The 17,769-nt window shown below is 68.7% G+C and carries 18 protein-coding genes and 1 rRNA gene; 10 read left to right on the top strand and 9 right to left on the bottom strand.

Going from position 1 to position 17,769, the window contains the following annotated elements; genetic code table 11:
• Positions 1-77: 77 nt before the first annotated feature.
• From malA to J2744_RS00085, 3 genes are all read left to right on the top strand, one after another.
• Positions 78-2,204: an alpha-amylase MalA gene (malA, locus tag J2744_RS00095; protein ID WP_209542972.1), complete on the top strand. Its 2,127-nt coding sequence runs from the start codon at positions 78-80 to the stop codon at positions 2,202-2,204.
• Between the two features lie 108 nt (positions 2,205-2,312).
• Positions 2,313-3,803, top strand: coding sequence for a 4-alpha-glucanotransferase (malQ, locus tag J2744_RS00090; protein ID WP_209542969.1), 1,491 nt, complete (start codon positions 2,313-2,315; stop codon positions 3,801-3,803).
• Between the two features lie 3 nt (positions 3,804-3,806).
• Positions 3,807-4,835, top strand: a complete 1,029-nt coding sequence (locus J2744_RS00085; RefSeq protein WP_209542967.1) for a sodium:calcium antiporter — start codon at positions 3,807-3,809, stop codon at positions 4,833-4,835.
• A gap of 51 nt (positions 4,836-4,886) precedes the next feature.
• Here the strand turns inward: J2744_RS00085 and J2744_RS00080 are convergent, their stop codons facing one another.
• From J2744_RS00080 to J2744_RS00070, 3 genes are all read right to left on the bottom strand, one after another.
• Entirely contained in the window at positions 4,887-5,063 is a 177-nt protein-coding gene (locus J2744_RS00080; RefSeq protein WP_209543956.1) for a PLDc N-terminal domain-containing protein, read from the bottom strand.
• A 202-nt stretch (positions 5,064-5,265) separates the two neighbouring features.
• Positions 5,266-5,622 carry a hypothetical protein gene (locus J2744_RS00075; protein WP_209542965.1) on the bottom strand — a complete coding sequence of 119 codons (357 nt, stop codon included), beginning with the start codon at positions 5,620-5,622 and terminating at the stop codon, positions 5,266-5,268.
• 121 nt (positions 5,623-5,743) lie between these two features.
• On the bottom strand, positions 5,744-6,529 hold the full coding sequence (locus tag J2744_RS00070; protein WP_209542963.1) for a helix-turn-helix transcriptional regulator: 786 nt from the start codon (positions 6,527-6,529) through the stop codon (positions 5,744-5,746).
• 319 nt (positions 6,530-6,848) lie between these two features.
• Between J2744_RS00070 and J2744_RS00065 the strand changes: the two genes are divergently transcribed.
• The 5 genes from J2744_RS00065 to J2744_RS00045 all read left to right on the top strand — a co-directional run bounded on the left by J2744_RS00065 (position 6,849) and on the right by J2744_RS00045 (position 11,236).
• Positions 6,849-8,159 (top strand): Zn-dependent hydrolase, encoded by a 1,311-nt coding sequence (locus J2744_RS00065; RefSeq protein ID WP_209542960.1) that lies wholly within the window; start codon positions 6,849-6,851, stop codon positions 8,157-8,159.
• A gap of 73 nt (positions 8,160-8,232) precedes the next feature.
• The gene (locus J2744_RS00060) at positions 8,233-9,189 is read left to right on the top strand and encodes a mechanosensitive ion channel family protein (RefSeq protein WP_209542959.1); all 957 of its coding nucleotides are present in this window, start codon (positions 8,233-8,235) and stop codon (positions 9,187-9,189) included.
• 275 nt (positions 9,190-9,464) lie between these two features.
• Positions 9,465-10,535 carry a transcription initiation factor IIB gene (locus J2744_RS00055; protein WP_209542957.1) on the top strand — a complete coding sequence of 357 codons (1,071 nt, stop codon included), beginning with the start codon at positions 9,465-9,467 and terminating at the stop codon, positions 10,533-10,535.
• Positions 10,536-10,610: 75 nt separating this feature from the next.
• A complete protein-coding gene (locus tag J2744_RS00050; protein ID WP_096392845.1) occupies positions 10,611-10,790 on the top strand; it encodes a DUF7836 family putative zinc-binding protein in 180 nt (59 codons plus the stop codon).
• Between the two features lie 212 nt (positions 10,791-11,002).
• Entirely contained in the window at positions 11,003-11,236 is a 234-nt protein-coding gene (locus J2744_RS00045) for a UPF0058 family protein (protein WP_004598519.1), read from the top strand.
• Between the two features lie 112 nt (positions 11,237-11,348).
• Here J2744_RS00045 and J2744_RS00040 read toward each other — a convergent pair whose 3' ends face one another.
• Together J2744_RS00040 and J2744_RS00035 are read right to left on the bottom strand one after the other, a co-directional pair.
• Positions 11,349-11,789 carry a DUF555 domain-containing protein gene (locus J2744_RS00040; RefSeq protein WP_209542954.1) on the bottom strand — a complete coding sequence of 147 codons (441 nt, stop codon included), beginning with the start codon at positions 11,787-11,789 and terminating at the stop codon, positions 11,349-11,351.
• Between the two features lie 90 nt (positions 11,790-11,879).
• Positions 11,880-12,806, bottom strand: a complete 927-nt coding sequence (locus J2744_RS00035; RefSeq protein WP_209542952.1) for a DNA-3-methyladenine glycosylase family protein — start codon at positions 12,804-12,806, stop codon at positions 11,880-11,882.
• A gap of 92 nt (positions 12,807-12,898) precedes the next feature.
• On the opposite strand from J2744_RS00035, the gene J2744_RS00030 reads away from it, so the two are divergent.
• Complete coding sequence (locus J2744_RS00030; RefSeq protein WP_209542950.1) at positions 12,899-13,399, top strand: SRPBCC family protein; 501 nt, start codon at positions 12,899-12,901, stop codon at positions 13,397-13,399.
• Between the two features lie 31 nt (positions 13,400-13,430).
• Here the strand turns inward: J2744_RS00030 and J2744_RS00025 are convergent, their stop codons facing one another.
• Both J2744_RS00025 and J2744_RS00020 read right to left on the bottom strand, forming a co-directional pair.
• A complete protein-coding gene (locus J2744_RS00025; protein WP_209542948.1) occupies positions 13,431-15,005 on the bottom strand; it encodes a sensor histidine kinase in 1,575 nt (524 codons plus the stop codon).
• 60 nt (positions 15,006-15,065) lie between these two features.
• On the bottom strand, positions 15,066-15,953 hold the full coding sequence (locus J2744_RS00020; RefSeq protein ID WP_209542946.1) for a DMT family transporter: 888 nt from the start codon (positions 15,951-15,953) through the stop codon (positions 15,066-15,068).
• Between the two features lie 130 nt (positions 15,954-16,083).
• Between J2744_RS00020 and J2744_RS00015 the strand changes: the two genes are divergently transcribed.
• Positions 16,084-16,368 carry a hypothetical protein gene (locus J2744_RS00015; RefSeq protein ID WP_209542944.1) on the top strand — a complete coding sequence of 95 codons (285 nt, stop codon included), beginning with the start codon at positions 16,084-16,086 and terminating at the stop codon, positions 16,366-16,368.
• A gap of 38 nt (positions 16,369-16,406) precedes the next feature.
• Here J2744_RS00015 and J2744_RS00010 read toward each other — a convergent pair whose 3' ends face one another.
• Positions 16,407-17,117 carry an RNA-binding protein gene (locus J2744_RS00010; RefSeq protein ID WP_209542942.1) on the bottom strand — a complete coding sequence of 237 codons (711 nt, stop codon included), beginning with the start codon at positions 17,115-17,117 and terminating at the stop codon, positions 16,407-16,409.
• A gap of 453 nt (positions 17,118-17,570) precedes the next feature.
• Positions 17,571-17,692 (bottom strand): 5S ribosomal RNA (rrf, locus tag J2744_RS00005).
• Positions 17,693-17,769 lie beyond the last annotated feature (77 nt).

The raw sequence follows: 17,769 nt of genomic DNA, 5'->3' as shown, positions 1-17,769 counted from the left end.
CCGTGCCGGGCGTCGCTACCCTGAGTGGCACCGGAACAAGAGCAACACCGAAGGCCCCGGGCGTCGATGGCCGTCACATGCACCACCCCGGACCCCCGCGCTTCCTCCCGACCGGCGAGCGGACGGAGCTTGCACCGAGAGACCCGGACCCGGACGCAACGTACGCGTGGCGCGTCGCGGACGCGCCGCCCGACAGCGAGGCGACCGTCGGCGACGCCCCCGTGACCGGGTTCACCCCGGACGTGCCGGGTCGCTACCTGCTCGGACTCGACGCGCCGGACGGCGACCACCTGCTCACGGTGCGCGCGTTCGCCGCGAGCTACGAGGGCGTCGACGTCGCGGGCGGGAGCGGCACCGCGATACGCGACCGCGACGCGGACGGGATACCGAGCGACTACGCCGCGCGGGAGCGACACGAGGGGGTCGGTCGCCCGCGGGTCCAGGTGGACGCGAGCGTCGCGTTCGACGGGGAGGAGTCGGCGGGGCAAGCGACCGAATATCCGTCGGGCGAAAGCGCCGGCGAGGCGGTGTTCACCGCGGTTCCGACGCCGAACCCGGAGTCGACGCTCGACGCCGACGACCTGACGGTGACGTTCGTCGTCGACGACCGCGACGTCGAGACCGCGGTCGCCGACGGTCGGTCGAATCCCCGAGACGCGCTGCGCGTGGGCGAGGACGGCCGCGAGCTCCGCGTGCCGCTCGACGCCGTGCCGGACCGACTTCGGGTTCACGCCGTCGCGGTCGCGAGGGATCCGGGCGAGAACCCGCGGGTCAGCGTCGCCGACGCGGCCGCGGTCGAGCGCGCCGGCGACGGCGCGTCTGCGATCGGCGAGGCCGCCGGCGGCGAGGCCGTGTTGACGCCGGACACGCCCGACTTCGAGACGCGGCGACTCAACGACCCGCCCGAGTGGACCCGGGAGGCCGCCGTCTACGAGGTGTTCGTCCGCACCTTCGCGGACGCCGAGGAGGGGGAAGCGTTCGACGCGATCGCCGAGCGGATCCCGCAGATTGCCGAACTCGGCGTCGACACGCTCTGGCTCACGCCGGTCCTCGGCCACGACGGGAAGCCGCACGGCTACAATATCGTCGACTTCTTCGACACCGCCGACGACCTCGGCGACCGCGACGACTTCGAGGCGCTCGTCGACACCGCCCACGACCACGGGATGCGCGTGCTGTTCGACTTCGTCGCCAACCACACCGCGCGCGACCACGAGTGGTTTCGGGACGCGTATCGGAACCCCGACTCGCCGTTCCGCGACCGCTACGAGTGGCAGGCGTCCGGCGAGCCGGGCACCTACTTCGACTGGGAGCTGATCGCGAACCTGAACCACGCGAACCTCGACGTACGCCGGTTCCTGCTGGACGTGATCGACGAGTGGGCGCCGCTCGTCGACGGGTTCCGCTGCGACATGGCGTGGGCGGTCCCCGACTCGTTCTGGCGCGAACTGCGCGACCGCGTGAAGGACATCGACCGGGAGTTCCTCCTGATGGACGAGACGATCCCGTACATCCCCGGGTTCCACGAGGGGATGTTCGACGTCCACTTCGACGCGACGCTGTACTTCCAGCTCCGACAGGTGGGCCGGGGCGCGGAGCCGGCGGCGACCGTCCTCGACGCGGTCGACGGGCGCGCCGAGATCGGGTTCCCCGACCACGCGGAGTTCCTCCAGTACATCGAGAACCACGACGAGACGCGCTACCGCGTCGAGTGCGGGGACGCGGCCGCGGCCGCCGCTGGCGCGGCGATCATGACGCTTCCGGGCGTCCCGATGGTGTATGCCGGCCAGGAGATCGGCCAGCGCGGCCGCCGCGACGCGATCGCGTGGGACCACGCGCGAGAAGAGGTCCGCGACCGCTACGAGCGACTGCTCGAGACGCGCCGGGAGCACCCGGCGCTCGGTCCCGCGGGCGAACTCGACCGCGTCGGCTACCACGTCGCGAGCGGCGATCTCTCGGAACAACCGATCGTCGCCAGCGGCGACGTCCACCCGGACGACGTGGTCGCGTTCCGCCGGAGCGACGGCGAGGAGGACCTCGTCGTCGTCCTCAACTTCGCGCCGGCCGACGCGAGCGTCGCGGTCGAACTCGACCACGGCGAGCGCGACCTGGTGGCCGGCGAGCGGTGCGTCGTCGAGGACGGCGACGGGACCGAGCGGATCCGCGTCGACGAGGTGGCGGTGGTGCCGGTCGAAGCGGAGTGAGCGGCCGACCGCTCGATCGATCTCCCCGCGGCCGACCGCGGTGCGGTTCGCTCGGACGCGACCCGGGCGGACGCAACGCTTGAGTCGGTGGGGATCGCAGGGTGGCGTATGCGATTCGACCGCTCCGACGGCGTCTTCTGTCACGTCACCTCGCTGCCGGGGGCGTACGGGATCGGCGACCTCGGCGAGGGCGCGCGCGAGTTCCTCTCGTTCCTCGGCGACGCCGGCGTCGACCACTGGCAGATCTGTCCGATCGGCCCGACGCTCTCGGTCGCCGGGGAGTCGCCGTACCAGTCGCCGTCGGCGTTCGCCGGCAACCCGCTGTTCGTCGACCCCGAGGGACTCGTCGACGACGGCTGGCTCGACCGAGACGACCTAGAGCCGGTCCCCGAGTTCCCGACCGACCGCGTCGACTACGACGCGGTCCGGGAGTACAAGCTCCCGCTGTTGCGGACCGCCTTCGATCGCTTCGAGGAGCGGGCGACCGAGGACGACCGCGCGGCGATAGACGCGTTCCGCGAGCGCGAGCCGTGGCTCCCCGACTACGCGCTGTTCCGGGCGGTCTCGGAGGCGCGGCCGGAGGACGTCTGGACCGAGTGGCCCGAGCCGCTGCGGACGCGCGACCCCGAGGCGCTGGCCGAGGCGCGCGACGAGCACGCCCGCGAGGTCCGGTTCCGCGAATTCGTCCAGTGGACGTTCGACCGCCAGTGGCGCGACCTGCGCGCGGTCGCGGCCGAGGAGGGGGTGTCGATCGTCGGCGACGTGCCCATCTACGTCGCGCTCGACTCCGCGGACGTGTGGGCCAGCCCGGAGGCGTTCCGGCTCGACGAGGGGAACCGCCCGACCGCGGTCGCGGGCGTCCCGCCGAACGCGGGCGACTCCGGCCAGCGCTGGGGGAATCCGCTGTACGACTGGGACCGGCTCGCGGAGTCGGGGTACGACTGGTGGCTCGACCGGTTCCGCCGGCTGTTCGAGCTCGCCGACGTGGCGCGGCTCGACCACTTCCTCGGGTTCGCGAAGTACTGGGCGATCCCCGCCGAGGGCGGCGACCCGGGCGACGGGGAGTGGCGCGACGGGCCGGGCCGCGACCTGTTCGAGGCGGTCGAGCGCGAGCTCGGCGAGGCCCCCTTCATCGCGGAGGACCTCGGCTTCGAGGCGCCGGCGATGGACGGGCTGATGGCCGAGTTCGGCTTCCCGGGAATGCGCGTCCCGCAGTACGCCGACTGGTGTGCGGAGGGGAACGAGTACCAGCCGATGCACTACGACGAGGGCGTCGTCGGCTACACCTCGACGCACGACACGGACACGTGGGTCGGCTACTTCGAGGACCTGCCGCCCGAACAGCGCGACTGCTTCCGGTACAACGTCGGCTCGGACCCCGACGAGCCGAGCGAGTGGGCGATCATCGACGAGGTGTGGGCCTCGGACGCGATCCTCGCCGTGACGACGCTACAGGACCTGCTCGGACTCGGCAGCGAGGCGCGGTTCAACGAGCCGGGGACGCTGGACGGCAACTGGGAGTGGCGCGTCACCCGGGACGCGCTCGACGACGAAATCGCGGACCGGCTGTGGGAGCTGGGCGGGAAACACGTGCGGTGAGCCGTGACCGGGATCCTCCCTGACACGCCGACCGTCCACGTCCTGGTGATCGTCGCCGCGACCGGGTTCATCTGGCTGGGGAGCGGCTGGCTGGAAGAGGCCGCCGAGACGCTCTCCGGGTACTACGGCCTGCCGGCGGTGGTTCAGGGGTCGATCGTCGTCGCGATCGGGTCGAGCTTCCCAGAGCTGGTGAGCGTGCTCGTCACCGCCGTCACCGGCGTCTTCGACATGGGCGTGGGCGCGCTGGTCGGGTCGGCCATCTTCAACGTCCTCGTGATCCCCGCGGTGTCCGGACTCGGGGGCGACGGCAAACTGGAGGCCAACCGAGCGATCGTGTACAAGGAGGCGCAGTTCTACATGCTCGCGGTGTCGGCGCTGGTCGTGACGTTCGCGCTCGCGGCCATCTACTTCCCGGTCTCGTCGGAGCCGATCGTCGGGACGATGCCCCGGTCGCTCGCGGTCATCCCCCTCGCGCTGTACGGTCTCTACCTCTTTATCCAGTACCAAGACGTCGACGACGCGGCGATGGACCGGGTCCGCGACGGGGTCGACGTCCGCCGCGAGTGGGCGAAACTGGCGGCCGGACTCGGGCTCATCGTCGTCACGGTCGAGCGCCTCGTCGCGTCGGTGGAGTCGCTCGGCGTCACCTTCGGGATCCCCGAGTTCCTCGCCGGCGTCACGGTCGTCGCGGCCGCGACGAGCCTGCCGGACGCGCTGGTGAGCGTCCGGACCGCCCGCGCCGACCGGGGCGCGACGAGCCTCGGCAACGTCCTCGGGTCGAACACGTTCGACCTGCTCGTCGCGATCCCGCTCGGCGTGCTGATCGTCGGCGAGGTCGCCGTCAACTTCTCGACGGCGGTGCCGATGCTCGGCGTGTTGACGGGCGCGACCGTCCTGCTCTTCGTGACGCTCCGGACGAGCCTCGCGCTCACCGCGCGCGAGTCGTACGCGCTGCTCGCGGCCTACGGGCTGTTCGTCGCGTGGGTCGTCGCCGAGACGGTCGGGGCGACGAGCGTGCTCAGAGGGGTGTGAGTCCGTGTCTGTATCAGTCGTCGTTCGCGGACGACCGCGAAGGACGGCGGTCTAGTAGGAGTTCCGGCCGATGATGAGGTACAGCAACACCCCGAGGATCGGGGCGAAGAACACGACGAGCGCCCAGAGGATCGGCGGGTGGTCGCTGCGGGACTCCGCGTCCGAGTACGTCCACACGATCAGCGCGAGGTGGACGACGAGGAACACGAGGCTGATCAGGAGGACGATACCGGCGGCCGCGCCTTAGAGGAGCAACGGGGACATGCCGACCGATTCCAGAACGGCCGGAGGCAAGTGTTTTCCGGATCGTCCGCGGCGTCGCTCGTCGAACAGGGTCCCCGTTAGACACGACCACGGAACGCTGACTCTCTCGGGATCTCAGTGGGAGATGTCCGGACCCGGCTTCGGTCAGGACAAGGGATCACGGCCGTCAATCAGTGTGTTCAGACTCCTCGGTAGTCGCTCGTTTAGCCGGGAATATCGCCGTATCAGGCGCGTTGAACGGACCGTCCGGTCCGGTGAGCCACGCGGAGAGGTAGACAACGCAGGCGGCGATGACAGCCATCGGAAGCTGGCCCGTGAAAACGCCATAGACGACCGTGACAGCGATCGTAGCGCGAGCGAGCGTATGACGTTCGGCATCGCCGTAGTACACCAGTACCGCGACGACGAACGCTGAAATCGTCACCCACGCCCCAATTAACTCCTGTCTGGTCAGCACCGAGTACGCCAATCCGAGTATACCGATCAGTACCAACGCCGCCGCAATGCGTTTTGAGGAGGGCACGGTACACTCGTTTTGTCCGATTCTCTTAAATTACGGTCATTAGTCACGAAGCAGTCCCTCTCTACCGACCGTTTCGAACCGGGCGTCTCTGAAGAGACGGGGTCGAGGGAGCCGACGTAGCTCAGTCCGGGGTGACGGCGACGGGCGACGCCCGCCGCTTGTACTCCCGATACCGGTCGTTCGCCCATCTGAGAGCCGGTTCCGACTGCGTCATGATCATGCCGGCGACGCTGCCGCCGGAATCGTGAACGGTGATGCCAGCGTGGTCTCCCTCCGGGGTTTCCATGATCCACAGCGCGTACGGGAGGCTCGTCTCGGACTCGTAGAGCGACAGCGACTCCCTGCCGAGCAGCGATTCGGTCGGCGTCGCCGGGAACGACCTGAGCGAGTCGATCACGCTCCGTTCGGCGACGATTTCGACGGTCAGATCGTCGCGTTCGAGCTCGCCGTCGACGGTGAAGACGTCCGATTTCAGGACGGTCGGGGCGAGTCCCCGCATGCTCGTCGCCTCCGTGAGCAGCGAGGCGCTCGCCGCGGCCGCCCGATCGGGCGCGTGCGGCTCCGATCGCGTCACCGTCGCCCCCTTGAAGAACACCGGGGGGATCTCGGCCGTCGCCGGCAGGTGCTTCAGTAATCCGCTCGCGCGGCCGATCGCGTCGGTGCTGGCGACGTACTCCGTTCGCTCGGCGAGCGCGAGATGGCCGGCCTTCGTCACGCTGTAGGTGGATCCGTCCGCGACGACGCAGTCGACGTCGGTCAGTTCGCCGATCGCGCGGTCGACCGTCGACCGCGAGACCGAGAGTTCGTCGACGAGTTCCGGCTTTCGCGCGGGAGACTCCGCGAGAGACGCGAGAATATCGTCCCGCTTGGCGAGTACCGAGCGGAGATCGGTTCCGTCGTCTACCATTAGATTCCCTAATGAGATTGCGAATAAATAGTTGACTCTTGCGTGTTTCTCAGATAGTCGATCCCATCTCACGTCTGGAGCGTGGATTTTCGCTCCGCTACCGGCGGAAGCACACGTCGACGAAAGCGGTGGAGGGCCGTTTATCAACGGGCGAGGGATCGTACGGGTGACGGCCTGATTACCTCACGGGCTCGGAGAGTGTTCGGGGTGCGGTGACGTTCCCACCCGTTGATGCCGACCCGATCGACCCCGCCCGATCGGACCCCGACGCGACCGCCGGAGACCGAACCGTTTTGATCCCGCGGCGCCCGGTCCCGGTATGAGACTCCCAGTCGACGCAGACCGGCTCCGCGCGGACATCGAGGCGAACGCGGCGTTCGGCCGGGTCGAGACGGACGACCCTGACGCGCACGCGCGAACGAACCGGACCGGTACCGAGGCGAACCGACGGGCGAGAGACCGGCTGGTCGAGCGCCTCCGCGACGCCGGCCTCGACGTCACCGTCGACGCCGTCGGCAATATTCTCGGGACGTGGACCCCGGCGAGCGCCGACCCGGACGCGGCGCCGGTCGTCTCGGGGAGCCACCTCGACAGCGTCCCCGAGGGCGGGATTTTCGACGGCCCGCTCGGGGTGTACGCCGCGCTGGAGGCGGTGCGCGCGATGCGCGACGAGGGGTTCGAACCCGACAGACCGGTCGGCGTCGTCAGCTTCACCGAGGAGGAGGGTGGAACGTTCGGCAACGGGCTGCTCGGCTCGACCGTGGCGACCGGCGAACTGGCGCTCGACGACGCCCTCGCGCTGTCGAATCCCGACGGAGAGACGCTCGGTGAAGCCCTCGACCGAATCGGCTACCGCGGGGGGAGCGCGGTCGACGCCGTCACGCCAACCGACGCGGACGGTGAGCGGACGACGCTGGATCCCGCGTCGTGGGACGCCTTCTACGAACTCCACGTCGAACAGGACACGACGCTGGAGTCGACTGGCGCGGCCGCCGGCGTCGTGACGACTATCACCGGCATCACCCACTGCGAGGCGACGATCGAGGGCGAGGCCAACCACGCGGGCGCGACCGCGATGGGCGAGCGCACCGACGCGCTGGCGGCCGCGAGCGAGTTCGTGCTGGACGTCGAGACCGCCGCCAACGAGGTCGTGGCGTCGTCGTCGCCGTCGGCGGTCGGCACCGTGGGATCGCTGTCGGTCGAGCCGAACGCGACGAACGTCGTGCCCGGGCGCGTCGAGGCGGGCGTCGACGTTCGCGACGTCGAGACCGAATCGATGGAGACGATCGCCGACGCCGCCCGCGACTCGCTGGCGCGGCTGGAGCGCGAGCGGGGGGTCGAGACCGCGTTCGAGCGCCCGTTCGACGTCGCGCCGACGCCGATGAGCGACCGGCTCCGCGAGGCCGCCCACGCCGCCGCCGACGCGGCCGACCGCGAGGCGATCGACCTCCACTCGGGCGCCGCCCACGACGCGATGCGGGTCGCGCGCGTCACCGACGCGTCGCTGCTTTTCGCCCCCTCGCGCGACGGGATCTCGCACAACCCCCGCGAGTGGACCGACTGGGCGGACTGCGCCGCCGCGACCGGGGTGCTCGCCGGGGCGCTCGCGCGCGTCGCGGGCGGCGTGTGACGGTCGGAGACGGGAGCGGCTCCCGCGTCCGCGACGGCACAACCGTTTTGCCGGTCGGCCGCGAGCGACGAGCGTGAGACGTCCACTCGGACTCGCGTCGCTCGCGGTCGGGCTGTTGGCGGGGATCGCCGGAACGATCGCCGGGACGACCGACGCGCTCGCGAACTGGCCGCCGATCGGCGGGTACCCCGCGCCGGTGGTGGTGGGCCGGTCGCTTCTCGTCGTCGCCGTCGCGGGGCTGGTGTACGGGAGCTACCTGCTCGCGGTCCGCGTGCTGACGCGCTCTGCGAGCAAGCGCCGGGCGCACAACGTCCGGAACCTCCTCCGGCTGGCGTTCGGCGTCGTCGGGACTGTGGCGACGCTCGCGGTCGCGACGGAGAACTGGCTCGGACTCCTCTTCTCGCTCGGCGTCATCGGGTTCGCGATCACCTTCGCGCTCCAGCAGCCGCTCTTATCGCTGATCGCGTGGGTGTACATCGCGGTCAAGCAGCCATTCGGCGTCGGCGACCGGGTCCGGATCGACGACGCGAAAGGCGACGTGATCGGCGTCGACTTCCTCGTGACGACGCTGTGGGAGATAAACGGCGAACTGGTGACGACGAACCAGCCCTCCGGGCGGGTGGTCACCGTCCCGAACAGCGTCGTCCTCTCGTCGAACGTCGTCAACTTCGGCGGCGGCGGGTCGCCGTACGTCTGGAACGAGGTGGCCGTCCAGGTCGCCTACGAGACCGACCTGGAGTTCGCGCGCTCGGTGATGATCGAGGAGGCGACCGATCTGGTCGGCCGGGAGATGGCGGACGGGATCGCCGCCTACCGCGAGGCGCTCGCGGAGACGCCGGTCGAACTGGAGGTCCACGACGGCCCGAGCGTCAACGTCCGACAGGAGGAGTCGTGGGTCGAGCTTCGCGTCCGGTACCTCACGCACCCGCGGCGCGGCCAGCGCGTGAAGAACCGGCTGTACGAGCGGATCTTAGAGCGGTTCAACGATAACCCCGACCGCGTGGCGTTCCCCGTGAGCCGGAACCGGTGAGACTCCGGACGCGTCGATCCCTTCCGCGTTCGACGCCTGCGAGAGTGAAGTATATATACGGTCGTGCGGCTCTCTTCTCCGAACCCGGACGGTTACGGGCGATGCGTATTCGGGCCAGTTGACGACGCAGCCTGCCTTCGGAGGCGTTTCGCGTCGATTCTGTGTGGTTCGCGTATAAACAAGTTTAAATACCTTGGTGACTAACTATACGTTAACAGACTGGCGATTCGCGGACCTCGCTGTATTTTCGTCGAGGGATCGTCGGAGGCAAACCCATGACAGAGACAGACACCTACAGCGACGGCGGCACGGAACGAGAGCGACTCGCGGACCCGGGCGACGCGCCCGCCAGCGGCGAGCGCACGCGAACGAGGACGAGAGCGGAGTCGACGGAGGCCGAAGAGACGGCGGAGGCCGAGGAGACGACGACCGAGCGCGAGAGCGAGCGGACGACGACCTGCCCGGAGTGCGGCGGGCGGCTCGCGACGGACACGGAACACGGCGAGACCGTCTGTAGCGACTGCGGCCTGGTCGTCGAGGAGGACTCGGTCGACCGCGGGCCGGAGTGGCGCGCGTTCAACGCCGGCGAGCGCGACAGCAAGTCTCGGGTCGGCGCCCCGACGACGAACATGATGCACGACAAGGGGCTGTCGACCAACATCGGCTGGCAGGACAAAGACGCCTACGGCAAGTCGCTCTCCGGACGGCAGCGACGCCGGATGCAGCGGCTCCGGACGTGGAACGAGCGGTTCCGCACCCGCGACTCCAAGGAGCGTAACCTCAAGCAGGCGCTCGGCGAAATCGACCGCATGGCCAGCGCGCTCGGCCTCCCGGACAACGTCCGCGAGACCGCCAGCGTCATCTACCGCCGCGCGCTGAGCGAGGACCTCCTCCCCGGGCGCTCCATCGAGGGCGTCGCGACCGCGGCGCTGTACGCCGCCGCGCGTCAGGTGGGAAACCCTCGGAGCCTCGACGAGTTCACGGCGGTCTCGCGGGTGGAGAAGATGGAACTGACGCGGACGTACCGCTACGTCGTCCGCGAGCTGAAGCTGGAAGTGAAGCCGGCGGACCCGACGAGCTACGTCCCGCGGTTCGTCTCGCGGCTCGATCTCTCGGACGAGACCGAGCGACGGGCCCGGGAACTGCTCGACGACGCCGCGAGCGCGGGGATCACGAGCGGGAAGTCACCGGTGGGACTCGCGGCCGCGGCCGTGTACGCCGCCGCGCTGCTGTCGAACGAGAAGGTGACCCAGAGTCAGGTTTCCGACGTGGCCGACGTCAGCGAGGTCACCATCCGGAACCGGTACAAGGAACTGCTCGAGGCGAGCGGCGACGTCCCCGCCTGACCCGTCACCGGCAGTGACCTGTTGTACGGCGGTTCGCCACCCACGTTTTTAACGCGGCCCGCTGTAGGCGGGGGCATGGTGGACGCGTTCGTCAGACTGGTCTGTCCGGAGTGCGGCAAGGAGTGGCAGGACAATCCCGCCGAACTTCAGGATCTTCGGTCCAACTTCAGCTGTTCGGCGTGTCACGCGACGCGGCGCCTGACCGAGTTCATGCGGACGGAACGCGATCTCGAGGCAGTCAAGCAGTTTCAGTAACTGACCGAGGGCCGCACAGTCCGAGCCGTTCGTCGTCGACGATCATCGGTTCCGTAGCATCAGTTTCGCACGGCTACGAACATCGGTGAACGATCCTTAATGATTCATCGAGAAACCACTTCTCCGCCCCGCTACTCACGAAATACGCGAACAGTATGGTAACGTTACTCAAGATAATAATATAAACCTCCGGTAGCAAAGGACTGGTACTCATGAAGAAGCAGGAGCTCATCCATCTTCACGGTCTCCTCGCGGAGGTACGAAAACAGTGCGAGTTCTGGGACGACGATGTTGACCTCGAAGCCTACGAGGAACTGGGCGTCAAACCGACATCGATTCACAAGTCGAAGACCGACCACAAGGCGGCCGTTTTCAAGCTGACAGAGGGAATCACCGAGCCGATGGAATCGTCCGAATCGGAGCCGCTGGCCCCGACGGCCGACTGAGACGCTTACCGCGTACTGCTCCTCGCCGACCGCTCCGACACCCACGTAGCGTAGCGGCCGCTCTCTGGTTATCGGGATCCCGGGTCGGTCGACACGTCGCTCCGACCGGCGTTCAGTTTCCGACGCTTTCCTCGTCGTCGCGGGTCGCCGGCTCGTCGTCGCTCGACGCCGACTCCCCTTCGGCCGTCTCGGGTCCGTCGGTGCGGTCGCTCTCCTCCGGATCGATTTCGGTGACCGAGAGCACCTTCAGCGGGATGTTCCGGAGGCGCTTCCCGATCTCCTTGCGCGCGACGCGGCTGGCGTGTTCGCCGCGGTCGACGTTGAACACGTCCATCTGGAGTTCCAAGGCGACGAGCGCCTCGTCGGCCGCGACGAACGCCGGATCGAGCTGCTCGCCGCTCGGCGACGTCCGCGTTCCGGTATCGATCTCGACGTAGTTGAGATCCGGATTGAGCATCTCGCCCGTCTTCGAGATGGCGATCCGGACCGCCTCGTCGACGGTTTCCACGTCGTACACCGGAACCGCGGCCTCGACGACGACTCGACAGTCCATCACGACCGGAGCTACCACGCGAACGAGTATCAAACTTCGGCCGCGGCCGACAGTCGGGAGCCGTGGCGGGCGGCTCTCGGGGACCCCCGATCACTCGCCGCCGGCGCGGAGGTAGTAGAACACGTACGTCTGCGCGTAGCCGGCGTACTCGTCGCCGAAGCGATCGCGGATCGCGCGGGAGGTGGCCGCGTAGCTCCCGCGGTCGCAGTCGGGATAGTACTCCTCGATGGTGGTGCGGATCCAGGTGTCCAGCGGCACCGCTTCGAGGAACCCGAGCGAGAACAACAGCACGCAGTCGGCGACCTTGTCCCCGACCCCGACGAACCGCGTGAGCGACTCGCGGGCCTCCTCGTAGGGGAGGTCGGCCGCCTCCAGCGGGTCGGCCTCGCCGGTCGCGACCATCTCCGCGGTGCGCTGGACGTAGGGCGCGCGGTAGCCCAAAGAGAGGTCGCGGAGTTCGTCTTCCGTGCGCGCGGCCAACTGCTCGGGCGTCGGGAAGGCCCGGTACGTCTCGTCGTCGAGCGCGACCGCGTCGCCGTACGTCTCCCGGAGCCGCCGCTGCATGCCGTGGATGCGGGCGACCCGCATCTGCGCCGAGCAAATAAAGGAGATCAGACAGGGAAAGACCGGATCGCGGGTCAGCCGCATCCCCTCGTAGGCGTCGTACGCGCGCTCCAGTAGGGGGAGATCCGGCGTGGCGTCTAAGATCGCGTCGAGGTCGTCGTCGAGCCGGAGCAAGTGCGTCAACAGCGGCTCGGCGTCGATCGACGCCTCCCAGTGGAGCGTTCCGTCGTGGACGCCCCCCTCCTGGCGAACCCGGACCGCTGCGCGCTCGTCCGTCACGCCGGGGATCGGGTCGACGACGGTCTCGTACCACGCGTCGCCGCCGCTGGCGTGGAGTTCCGCGTACGCGTCGCCGTCAGCGCGGTTCCAGAGGTAGCTCTGTCCGCTCTCCAGGGTCGCCTGAAGGTCGAACGGTCCAGCCAGGTCGCCGACGTCGATCGCCCCGCGTTCCATCGTCTGCGGCCAGGGCGCGCTCGGACATGCGGGTTTCGGTCCCGGACCGCCGCCGAAGACGGCTTTTTGTCCGCCCGACCCGTATCCGAGGTATGCCGACGTACAGGCGGACGACTCGGGTGCCGGCCCCGATCGAAGACGTGTGGGAGTTTCACTCCACCGTCGACGGACTGCGAGAGCTCACCCCCGACTGGATGCGCCTCCGTGTCGGCGACGTCGAGGGACCGGACGGATCGCCCGATCCCGACGTCCTCGTCGCCGGGTCGACGATAGGGATGTCGATCAGACCGTTCGGGATCGGCCCGCGACAGCGGTGGACCTCGCGGATCGTCGAGCGCGATCCCGACGGAGAGACGCCGCCCGAGCGCTCCGCCCGGTTCGTCGACGAGATGGAAGGCGGCCCGTTCCGGCGCTGGGAACACACCCACGCGTTCTACGCCGCCGACGACGAGACCCTGCTCGTCGACACGGTCACCTATCGGCTGCCGCTCGGACCGCTCGGCGACGCCGCCGGCCCGCCGGCGAAGATCGGGTTCGAAGGGATGTTCCGCGACCGGCACCGACGGACGGTCGAGCGGTTCTCGAAGAACTGAGCGCCAGCGACCGGCCCCGGGATCGAGCGTCCTACGGCGACGCGGCCCGCGTCGCGTCCGCGCCGAATGTGAGCTCGAAAACGGCACCGTCGTCGTTTCGCGCCTCGATGTCCCACTCGTGCGCTTCGACGATCCGGTCGACGATCGCCAGTCCGATCCCGGAGCTGTCGGCCGAGGAGACGCCCGAGTCGAACACCGTGTCGACGAGTTCGACGGGGATCCCGGGACCGTCGTCCGCGACGTACAGTCCCCCGCCGTCTCCCTCTGTGGCGATCGGGCCGATCTCGATTTCGACGTCCCGACCGCCGTGGTCGATCGCGTTGCGGAAGAGGTTCTCGAACGCCTGCCGAAGACGACTCGGGTCCGCCTCGACGCGGCCGACCTCGTCCGCGATCGTGAGGGTCGCGTCGGGCGCGCGAACCGACTGCCAGGCGTCTTCCGCGATAGCCTCGATCGGAACGGGTTCCGTGTCACCGATCGCCTTGCCGCGGCGCGCGAGCATGAGGAGGTCGTCGATCAGCGTCTCCATGCGGTCGACCGCGCCGCTCATAGCGTCGTAGCGCGCCGGCGATATCTCGTCCTCGGAGAGGGAGAGATACCCCGAGAGCACGTTGAGCGGATTTCTGAGATCGTGTGAGACGACGGCACTGAACTGTTCGAGCTGTTCGGCCTGGCGTCGGAGCGCCACCCGACGGTCGTTGCGCGCGATCGTGTGCGCGACCAGGTCGCCGAGAGTGCGGTACAGGTCGACTTCGTCGTCCGTCCAGACGCGGCGGTCGGCGGACTCGAACGCGACGATCCCGCTCAGTTCCCAGTCCACGACGAGCGGGACGTGGACCGTCGCCGGCGGTTCCTCGGCCGTAGTCTCGGCCTCGTCGCCGAGAGGCGGGACGGAGGCGGACGAGCGCGCGACGTTGCCGAACGTCGACAGCCGGTCCGGGTCGGGGAAGTCGTCGAACGGTCTCGGCGCCGGCTCGAACCCGTCGGGACACCAGCTGTACGCGGGCACGAACTGTCCGTCGTCCTCTCGGTAACAGACGATCCGGTCGAGTTCGGCGTGTTCGCCGACGTTCTCCATCGTCCACTCGATCTTCGTCCCGACCTCGTCGGTTCGCGTGCTCATCAGCGTCGTCCCGGCGTCGAGCAACACTTCCGCGAGGCGGGCGACGTCGTCGTCCCCGAGCCGGACGCGGTCGGGGTCCACTCGGTTCGCGAGACGCTCGGCGAGCGGGCCGGTGTCGTCGACGCCGTCCGAGTTCGACTCCCGGTCGTCGGCGTCCACCACGTCGTCCACGTCGGCCGACAACAGGGTGCGAATCGTCGCCGTCGTCGCGTCCTCGACGAGCGCGATCACCGGGACGTTCGACGGGAGCATCGCGAGGCGGTCCCCCACCGCGTCGTCGGTCGCAGCCGCGACGGTGACGACCACGCCGCACGTCGCGTTCAGGGGGTCCTCCCCGTCGCGATCCGCGTCGAAATCGCCCGGAGTGAGCGCGCGAAACGTCGGTCCGTCCGGTCCCTGCCAGACGGCATCGACCGCGCAGGACACGCGTTCACCGGCGCTCGCGTCGTCGCCCACGAACGCGACGACTGTTCGCCGATCCATACTCGCACCAGCCGGTCGGCGGGCTTCAACGTTTATCCCAAAATATCGGCGCTGAAAACGCTATTCCCGGTCAGCGGCCGCCGTGACGTAGATACCCAGAAGGACGACGCAGCCGCCGACAACGGTAGCCGGCGTCGGCGTCTCCGACAGCAACACGAACGCGAGCAGCGTCGCGCCGACCGGCTCGCCGAGCAGCGAGACGGAGACGACGCTCGACTCGAGGTGCGCGAGCGCCCAGTTGAGGACGGTGTGACCGAGCAGCCCCGGACCCGCCGCCAGCCCCGCGAACAGGAGCCACTCTCGGGGTGGATAGCCGGTGAGTGGGTGCCCCGCGGCAAGGACGAACCCGAGCAGAACGAGCACGCAGACGCCGTACACAACCGTGACGTAGGGGACGAGCGAGATGCGTTGGCGAAGCGAACGCCCGGCCAACACGTAGCCCGCGGCGGCGACCGCGCCGGACAGCGCCAGCGCGTTCCCGTACAGCGGACGGGGACCGATCGCCACGCCGCCGAGGAAGTCGCCGATCGACATCGACGCCATCCCGGCCACGGCCACCGCGATACCCGCAGTCATGCGGCGCGTGACGCGCTCGCGTAACAGCAGCCACGCGCCGAGCGCGACGAACACCGGTTGGGCCTGAACGAGCGTCACGCTCGCGGCGACGCTCGTCCACCGCAGGCTCTCGAACCACGCCGCGAAGTGGACCGCAAGTGCGACTCCGGACAGAACCGCGAACGCGAGGTCCCGAGACCGAATCCGCGCGAACTCTCCGCGGTACCGCCACGCGGCGATTCCGGCCAGCGGCAGCGTCGTGAACAACACCCGGTAGAACGCGGCGACCGAGCTCGGCGCGTCGCTCAAGCGGACCAGAATCGCGCCCGCGCTCACGGCGGCGACCGCGGCCGCCAGTCCTCCCTTCGGTGACACCGCCGGCTTCGAGGTCATCGGGTCTCGCGGCCGTTCGAGCGGCGGGCGCTTACGGGTTTTGAGAGGCGGCCGAGCAGTCGACGGAGAAGTCCCGGCGTCCGACGGACGCGCCGACGGAGATTTCACCCCTCGACGCAAACGGCGAATCATGTGTGCGGACACGTTCGGGGTCGGCATCCGCGTCGCCGAGACGGAGCTCCGCGTCGTCGTCGGCGTTCCCTCCGACATCGACGCAGGATGGACCGACCCCGAGGCGTTTCAATCGCTCGTGGCCGAAACCGTGTGGGAGCGACTCGACCGACGCTCGACTCTGGAGGCCGTCGCCGCACGGTACGAGACGGGGGAGACGGCTCCCCTCGGGAGCGTGACGATCGAACCGGACGGCACGGTGGTAGAAGCCGACCTCAAACGCGTCGGCACGGCGGACGAGTGAGACAATCTCCGCGCAGTGGACCGAGTTCGATCCCCGACTCAGTCATCGGCTGCGTCCGCCTCGATCGCGACGCCGACGGCCCACGCCCGGTTCGGCCGGTACGCGGTGAGATCGTATCGGGTAGGTCCCACGGTCTCGCTCCACGTGTCGAGCGCACCGAGCGTCACTAACCCCGACAGCGCCGCTCCCAGCGTTCGCGGCGTCGTCTCCGGGTCCGCCAGCACGGCGTGAACCTGCTTCGACTGAGGGTAGTTCCGATCGCACTCCTCGATTCCCCGCTTGGCCTCGTCCCAGTGGCGACGGACGTACCCGAAGGTCGTGGGATCGTCACGTGAGAGCCGTTCGACCGCCGCTACCGTCTCCGCGTCGGCGCCGGTGACGGAACCGACGCGAGCGCCGATCCGAGAGACAAACTCTGCGGGACCCTCGAAAGAGTACCCAATCGCGATCCGATTCGCTTGTCCCTCAAACCGGTCCGAGAGTCGGTTCGCGAACGCGATCGCGGAGCCGATCCCCTCTCGTTCGGCGACGGGTGCGAGGTCGTCAATTAGCAGATCGACCGTCCCCGAGGGGGCGTCGTCGAGATGGTCTGCGACAGCGTCAAGAACCCGTTCACCTCCGGCCGCACGTCCGAGTACCGTGTATGCGAGTCCGCCGTTCGGTACGACTTGCGTCGACGCGGCGGTCCCGCTCCGGGCGACGTCGCTCGCGTCCACCACCGCCTCCCGATTCGGCGGTCCCGCAGCCATCCGATCCCAACCGGTTCGCCAGGCTTCGACGTCGCTCCCGAACAACACCGACACGACGCGGTCCGAAGCCGTCCGATCGCGAACCGACGGGGGATCCCCACAAGCCAGCCGCACCGTGGCTCCGGCGTCCTTCGGGCCGACCATGATACGTTAGCTTCACCGACAAAACTGATAAACTTATGGATATTGTTATCAGTACTGATATGAATATCGACGAAACGGCGACTTAGCCGGTCGTTACGGTTTGACCACGGACTTGCCGCCAAGTGGTAAGGACTCGGAAGTCCGACGTGTCAGTACCTGCGAGCGCTACAACGTGATTCCAATATTACTCGCCAGCGCTGCTGCTGGTTTCGGAAGTTCGCGTCGCGAGTGCCGCGGCTTTCAATACGTAAAGAAAGCCCACGGACGCAGCGTCCGTGGGCTGTAAGGGAGTTGTCTCCCGTATGAATGGACAGGCGGCGACTCGTGGTTCCCAGAGGATCGCTCACTCCAGTACTTCACGATACGCTGGTGGGCTTAACTTCCGTGTTCGGAATGGGTACGGGTGTTGCCCCACCGCTTTGGCCGCCTTTATGCCGACTCTCGGAGTCGAACCGAGACTCTCTGCTCCCGCGTAAAATCGGGAGGAGAGACGCCTGTGTCGGTCTGG

The organism is Halorubrum trapanicum (assembly GCF_017873555.1).
Lineage (GTDB): Archaea > Halobacteriota > Halobacteria > Halobacteriales > Haloferacaceae > Halorubrum > Halorubrum trapanicum.
This window is presented reverse-complemented; position numbering and strand designations above follow the sequence as displayed.

What these genes read in the sequence shown, in the direction of transcription:
- J2744_RS00070 (WP_209542963.1), bottom strand. Translation starts at nt 6,529, where the DNA reads ATGGTAGACGACGGAACCGATCTCCGCTCGGTACTCGCCAAGCGGGAC.
- J2744_RS00015 (WP_209542944.1), top strand. Translation starts at nt 16,084, where the DNA reads ATGTGTGCGGACACGTTCGGGGTCGGCATCCGCGTCGCCGAGACGGAG.
- J2744_RS00020 (WP_209542946.1), bottom strand. Translation starts at nt 15,953, where the DNA reads ATGACCTCGAAGCCGGCGGTGTCACCGAAGGGAGGACTGGCGGCCGCG.
- J2744_RS00040 (WP_209542954.1), bottom strand. Translation starts at nt 11,789, where the DNA reads ATGGACTGTCGAGTCGTCGTCGAGGCCGCGGTTCCGGTGTACGACGTG.
- malA (WP_209542972.1), top strand. Translation starts at nt 78, where the DNA reads ATGCACCACCCCGGACCCCCGCGCTTCCTCCCGACCGGCGAGCGGACG.
- J2744_RS00045 (WP_004598519.1), top strand. Translation starts at nt 11,003, where the DNA reads ATGAAGAAGCAGGAGCTCATCCATCTTCACGGTCTCCTCGCGGAGGTA.
- J2744_RS00030 (WP_209542950.1), top strand. Translation starts at nt 12,899, where the DNA reads ATGCCGACGTACAGGCGGACGACTCGGGTGCCGGCCCCGATCGAAGAC.
- J2744_RS00010 (WP_209542942.1), bottom strand. Translation starts at nt 17,117, where the DNA reads ATGGCTGCGGGACCGCCGAATCGGGAGGCGGTGGTGGACGCGAGCGAC.
- J2744_RS00025 (WP_209542948.1), bottom strand. Translation starts at nt 15,005, where the DNA reads ATGGATCGGCGAACAGTCGTCGCGTTCGTGGGCGACGACGCGAGCGCC.
- J2744_RS00035 (WP_209542952.1), bottom strand. Translation starts at nt 12,806, where the DNA reads ATGGAACGCGGGGCGATCGACGTCGGCGACCTGGCTGGACCGTTCGAC.
- J2744_RS00065 (WP_209542960.1), top strand. Translation starts at nt 6,849, where the DNA reads ATGAGACTCCCAGTCGACGCAGACCGGCTCCGCGCGGACATCGAGGCG.
- J2744_RS00055 (WP_209542957.1), top strand. Translation starts at nt 9,465, where the DNA reads ATGACAGAGACAGACACCTACAGCGACGGCGGCACGGAACGAGAGCGA.
- J2744_RS00050 (WP_096392845.1), top strand. Translation starts at nt 10,611, where the DNA reads ATGGTGGACGCGTTCGTCAGACTGGTCTGTCCGGAGTGCGGCAAGGAG.
- malQ (WP_209542969.1), top strand. Translation starts at nt 2,313, where the DNA reads ATGCGATTCGACCGCTCCGACGGCGTCTTCTGTCACGTCACCTCGCTG.